Annotated in this window: 2 protein-coding genes; both read left to right on the plus strand. The window is 45.0% G+C overall.

From position 1 onward, the window contains the following. The coding region (locus SANK73390_RS00235) for a phage protein GemA/Gp16 family protein (RefSeq protein ID WP_462762134.1) at positions 1-397 on the plus strand (397 nt) is incomplete at its 5' end. Further along, the coding region (locus tag SANK73390_RS00240; protein WP_462762135.1) for a Mor transcription activator family protein at positions 390-614 on the plus strand (225 nt) is incomplete at its 3' end. The genes SANK73390_RS00235 and SANK73390_RS00240, both read left to right, overlap by 8 nt.

Consider the following 614-nt stretch of genomic DNA (forward strand, 5'->3'; position numbering starts at 1 on the left):
GCTGGATAAGCTGCGTCAGGTATGGGTTGCCATGAGCTATCGCGGCTATTTACGTGATGGCTCGGAAGCTGCGTTACTCAATTGGAGCAAGGCACAAGCTAAGCGTATGAATAAGAATGTGGCGATTGAGCGTTTGGAATGGCTACGCGCATCTATGATTCATGCACTAATTGAGCAGCTAAAAAAATGGTATGTACGTTGTATGGCCGAGCAGCTCAAAGAACTGGTTAATGTTTTACGCGGGTTAAAACTCAGTAGCGCACACCAAATTGAAGCGACTAAAACAGTGTATGAGCTGGGCAATTTTAAAAAATGCAGCGTTGATCAGTTAGAGGCTGCCATTGCGTTTATTGGGGTTATGTCTGACAGATATTCGGAGGCAACTCAAAATGGGTGATAAATTTGGCAAAGTTACTGAGCGTGGCGATGGTATGTTACTCACCATATTTGAACTGGTCATGCGTGGAGTGAGTGAAACCGTTGATGAACAATCGGCGCTAGATATAGGGCGAAAGGTTGTTGATTCAATCCGCCATACATTTGGTGGTGAGGTTGTGTACGTCTGTAAAGGCCGTTCAATAGACGCAATCATGATGAGCAATCAAATTTGGGCC

Source organism: Pseudoalteromonas sp. SANK 73390 (genome assembly GCF_054966645.1).